Source organism: Melaminivora alkalimesophila, assembly GCF_000282995.1.
Taxonomy (GTDB): domain Bacteria; phylum Pseudomonadota; class Gammaproteobacteria; order Burkholderiales; family Burkholderiaceae_C; genus Melaminivora; species Melaminivora alkalimesophila.
In genome coordinates, this window is the sequence record NZ_ALEE01000229.1 from 1 (window position 1) to 4,180 (window position 4,180).

Below are 4,180 nucleotides of genomic sequence, written 5' to 3' on the forward strand. Positions count from 1 at the left end.
CAGCGGCCGGAGCCGGGGCTGCCACCGGAGCCGCCGCGTCAGCGCCCTCCTTCAGGTTCCCCTCGCCCTCCACCTCGATGCGCACCAGCTCGGCGCCCACCGACAGCAGCTGCCCGACCTCGGCGCCCAGCGCCAAAATCTTGCCGTGCACGTGGCTGGGGATCTCCACCGTCGCCTTGTCGGTCATGACGTCGGCGATCGGCTGGTCCTCGCGCACTTCCTCGCCCGGCTGGACGTGCCAGGCCACCAGTTCCACCTCGGCAATGCCCTCGCCAATGTCGGGCACGCGGATCACATAAATACCCATGGCTTCAGCCCTCCACTGCGCGCTTCAGGGCCTCGCCCACGCGGGCGGGACCGGGGAAATAGGCCCATTCCTGCGCATGCGGGTAGGGGGTGTCCCAACCCGTCACGCGCTCGATGGGCGCTTCCAGGTGCCAGAAGCAATGCTCCTGCACCAGCGCGACCAGCTCGGCGCCGAAGCCGCTGGTGCGCGTGGCCTCGTGCACCACCACGCAGCGGCCGGTCTTCTTGACCGAATTGACGATGGTTTCCAGGTCCAGCGGCCAGATCGAACGCAGGTCGATGACCTCGGCGTCGATGCCGCTCTCGCGCGCGGCGCACTCCGCCACCCAGACCATGGTCCCGTACGCCAGGACCGTGACCTGCTTGCCCGGGCGGAAGACCACGGCGCTGTCGAGCGGGACGCGGTAATAGTCCTCAGGCACCATGCCCAGTTCGTGGCGCGACCAGGGCACCACCGGCCGGTCGTGGTGGCCGTCGAAGGGGCCGTTGTAGAGGCGCTTGGGCTCCAGGAAGATGACCGGGTCGTCGCACTCGATGGACGAGATCAGCAGGCCCTTGGCATCGTAGGGATTGCTCGGCATCACGGTACGCAGGCCGCACACGTGCGTGAAGAAGGCCTCCGGGCTCTGGCTGTGCGTCTGGCCGCCGTAGATGCCGCCGCCGCAGGGCATGCGGATGGTCATGGGGGCGGTGAAGTCGCCGTTGGAGCGGTGGCGCAGGCGCGCCGCCTCCGAGACGATCTGGTCGGTCGCCGGGTAGAAATAATCCGCGAACTGGATCTCCACCACCGGGCGCAGCCCGTAGGCCGCCATGCCGATGGCCGAGCCGACGATGCCGCCCTCGGAGATCGGCGCGTCGAAGCAGCGCGTCTTGCCGTACTTGGCCTGCAGGCCCTCGGTCACGCGGAACACGCCGCCGAAGTAGCCCACGTCCTGGCCATAGACGACCACGTTGTCGTCGCGCCCCATCATCACGTCCAGGCCCGAGCGCAGTGCCTGGATCATGGTCATCGGCACGCTGTGCGCCTCGGGGGCTTGCTGCTGCGCCTGCGCCTCGTCGGCGCGCTGCTGCTGCGCCGTGACCGGCTCGGCCTGCTGGATGGCCTTTGCGGTGTCTTCTGTCGTTGCCATGTCGGTCACACCCCCATCTGCTGGCGCTGCCGGCGCAGGTGCTCCGGCATGTCCTTGTAGACCCCCTCGAAGATGGTCGCGGCGCTGGGCACGCGGCCGTCGAGCAGGGTTCCGTGGCGCTCGGCCTCCTTCTGGGCGGCAAGCACCTCGGCCTCCAGTTCCTGATGGGCCTGGGTGTGCTGCTCTTCGCTCCATTCGCCGATGGCGATCAGGTGCTGCTTGAGGCGCTCGATGGGGTCGCCCAGCGGGAAACGCTGCCAGTCGTCGGCCGGGCGGTACTTGCTGGGGTCGTCCGAGGTGGAATGCGGGCCGGCGCGGTAGGTCTCCCATTCGATCAGGGTGGGCCCATGGTTGCCGCGCGCGCGCTCGGCCGCCCAGCGCGATGCCGCGTACACCGCCAGGAAGTCGTTGCCGTCCACGCGCAACGAAGCCAGGCCCACACCCACGCCGCGCTGGGCGAAGGTCGTGCCCTCGCCGCCGGCAATCGACTGGAAGGTGGAGATCGCCCACTGGTTGTTGACCACGTTGATGATCACCGGCGCGCGGTAAACGTGGGCGAAGGTGAGCGCGGTGTGGAAGTCGGCAGCGGCCGTGGAGCCGTCGCCGATCCAGGTGGAGGCGATGCGCGTGTCGCCCTTGATGGCCGAGGCCATGGCCCAGCCCACGGCCTGGATGACCTGGGTGGCGAGGTTGCCCGAGATGGAGAAGAAGCCGGCGCGCTTGTACGAGTACATGACGGGCAGCTGGCGGCCCTTGAGCGGGTCGGCCTCGTTGCTCATCAGCTGGCAGATCAGCTCGGACAGCGGGATGTCGTCGCGCGAGATCAGCAGGCCCTGCTGGCGGTAGGTGGGAAAGCACATGTCGCCCTCCTGCAGCGCCTGCGCATGAGCCACCGCGATCGCTTCCTCACCCAGGCACTGCATGTAGAACGACAGTTTTTTTTGGCGCTGCGCGATCAGCATGCGGGCGTCGAAGATGCGCGTCTTCATCATGGCGCGCAGCCCGCGGCGCAGCCGCTCGGGGTGGAGGGAGGGGGCCCAGGGCCCGACGGCGCGGCCGTCGTCGTCGAGCACCCGCACCAGGCTGGTCGCCAGGTCGGCCGTGTCGGCCGCTGGGGTGTCAACGGGGGGCTTGCGCACCGCGCCAGCGGGCGAGATGCTCAGGTAGGAAAAGTCGGTGCTCCGGCCCGGCCTTCCCGTGGGCTCGGGCACGTGCAGCCGCAGCGGGGCTGTGTGGGTGGTCATCCGCAGTCTCCTGGTGCACGATTGTGTCGTGCGGTCAGTGGGGATCAGGACGGGCGCGCCAGGTCATGGCGCGCTGTCCTTCATGCGCCTGAGCGCTGCGGAGATTCTAGGAGACTGGGGGGTGGGGGCGCCAGGGGGGTTGCAGGGGGAAAGCGCAGAGCAACGCCTCCAAGCAGGGTCGGCCTGAGTGGGATCGTCGTCAGGCCGCGGCCAGCTTGAGCTTGACTACTCCGCCTTGCAGGTCGACGGTCTGTCTTGCCAACCAGAGGTCATGTGCGTCCTGCCTGGCCAGCCAACTCTCGGCAGATCGCCCAAGCGTCTTGGAAAGGCGCAGCGCCATTTCCGGTGTGACGCGGCTGGTGCCCTTCAGGATACGACTGAGGGTGGATGCGGCCACGTCCAGCTTCTGTGCAAGCACACGCCCGCTGATGCCATTGGGCTCAAGATAGACGTCGGCAATGAACTCACCGGGGTGGGGAGGGTTGTGCATGCCTAACTGTCGCATGAGCCGGGCCACGAAGCGGCGTCGGCTTGAACGAACTGTTAGGCACCACCTATTGCTCGTTCCCACATAGCCACTGGTCCAGGTTGCTGTTGAAACAATGGATGGCACTCTGGGGTGAGCAGGCCTTGCCATTTGGCAAGAACTACCGGGCTACGGACTGAGAGTTTGTTTTGCAGATGCTGCCACTCAAAGGCAAGTTGTCCAGTGCTAACTGGGATAATTTGAAGGGAACGGCTTGAGCCAATCTTGGTTTTATCGAATGAGTAGCCGCGACTTGTGGCTTCGGCATGCACTGAAGCCAGATACGAGTTTATGGCGGAGCGCGGGAATGGATGTTCTTTGAAGCGCTGCAATTGTGGATGCTGGGTGTAGCCCCGCGTTTCGCCGCGGAGCACCGCTTTTGCAAGTAGTGCCTCACGCCAAAGTGCGACCAGCCCTTGCGGGTCGAGATATCTTGGATGGAGTGACCAAAGGCGCATGTTGTGGAGCCTAACGCTACCGATGAGCCGCGCCGCTGCCGCCGCTGGAAGGTGCAGGCGCGCTTTCCGGCGTCGGCTCCATTGGTTTGTTAGAGCCTTGCTCTTGAACAAAGCCGTTGGCCCCAAAGCGGGGATCATCGATAACGCGGATCCTTCCATCGTATCCTCGGATCAACGAAGTGAGCGTATCCCTATCGATTTGGTTCATTTCGAAGCGGGCCTTGTTTTCGACGTAGTTCTCTAGCAGATCGCCCCACGTCACGCGCTCTCTTGGAAGCGGCTTCCACGCGACTCCTTGACCGAGTAACTGCTGCGGAATGGTTGGAGCGAGATACTTCTCGATCTCGATACTTCCAGATGAAATCCGTTGACCAAGGTCTTTCGAGAACGGAACGGGGGACGTTTTGTCGAGTACGGACACAGCCCATCTCCGCAGGTCTGGGTCTTCTTTCGTAGTGCCATCCCGCAGAATTCCAATAGCCATATCTTGACCTGCTCCCCATAGGCCGTACCAGT

Annotated in this window: 6 protein-coding genes; all 6 read right to left on the reverse strand. The window is 65.3% G+C overall.

Annotated elements, in window-relative coordinates:
* The coding region (locus A612_RS04000; protein ID WP_040435973.1) for a biotin/lipoyl-containing protein at positions 1 to 307 on the reverse strand (307 nt) is incomplete at its 3' end.
* Between the two features lie 4 nt (positions 308 to 311).
* Complete coding sequence (locus A612_RS04005; RefSeq protein ID WP_040435975.1) at positions 312 to 1,316, reverse strand: alpha-ketoacid dehydrogenase subunit beta; 1,005 nt, start codon at positions 1,314 to 1,316, stop codon at positions 312 to 314.
* 125 nt (positions 1,317 to 1,441) lie between these two features.
* Positions 1,442 to 2,680, reverse strand: a complete 1,239-nt coding sequence (locus A612_RS04010) for a 3-methyl-2-oxobutanoate dehydrogenase (2-methylpropanoyl-transferring) subunit alpha (protein WP_019373267.1) — start codon at positions 2,678 to 2,680, stop codon at positions 1,442 to 1,444.
* 199 nt (positions 2,681 to 2,879) lie between these two features.
* Positions 2,880 to 3,170 (reverse strand): HigA family addiction module antitoxin, encoded by a 291-nt coding sequence (locus tag A612_RS04015; protein ID WP_019373268.1) that lies wholly within the window; start codon positions 3,168 to 3,170, stop codon positions 2,880 to 2,882.
* A 53-nt stretch (positions 3,171 to 3,223) separates the two neighbouring features.
* Positions 3,224 to 3,664 (reverse strand): pyrimidine dimer DNA glycosylase/endonuclease V, encoded by a 441-nt coding sequence (locus A612_RS17800; RefSeq protein WP_075807014.1) that lies wholly within the window; start codon positions 3,662 to 3,664, stop codon positions 3,224 to 3,226.
* Positions 3,665 to 3,680: 16 nt separating this feature from the next.
* Positions 3,681 to 4,180, reverse strand: a 500-nt coding sequence (locus A612_RS16950) for a hypothetical protein (protein WP_206536107.1), incomplete at its 5' end; no start/stop codon positions are given.